This is a genomic window from Candidatus Chloroploca mongolica, from assembly GCF_004762035.2.
GTDB lineage: Bacteria > Chloroflexota > Chloroflexia > Chloroflexales > Chloroflexaceae > Chloroploca > Chloroploca mongolica.
Genome location: NZ_SIJK02000048.1, coordinates 1 through 396 on the forward strand (window position 1 = coordinate 1; position 396 = coordinate 396).

1 protein-coding gene is annotated in these 396 nt (G+C 60.6%); it reads right to left on the reverse strand.

Annotated features, from left to right (window positions below; all coding sequences use genetic code 11):
• The coding region (locus EYB53_RS19620) for a hypothetical protein (RefSeq protein ID WP_205712692.1) at window positions 1-391 on the reverse strand (391 nt) is incomplete at its 3' end.
• Window positions 392-396: the final 5 nt, after the last annotated feature.

The window sequence follows — 396 nt, forward strand, 5'->3', positions numbered from 1 at the left end:
GGACCTCAGTGGGCGTCGGCACTTCGGTAGGATCCGGCGGGACCTCGGTTGGGGTTGGCACTTCGGTGGGGTCGGGCGGGATCTCGGTTGGGGTTGGCACTTCGGTAGGATCCGGCGGGATCTCGGTTGGGGTTGGCACTTCGGTAGGATCCGGCGGGATCTCGGTTGGGGTTGGCACTTCGGTAGGATCCGGCGGGATCTCGGTTGGGGTTGGCACTTCGGTAGGATCCGGCGGGACCTCGGTGGGAGGTGGTGGTTCACCGGTCTCCGTCAGTGACATCAACCCATCATCTGATGGTGCATTGGCAACAACCAGCCTCATGCTCCCGCTCATCACAATGATGATCAGGAGCATAAGGGCGAAGATGGAGGCAAAGACAAAGTGTTTCATCACAT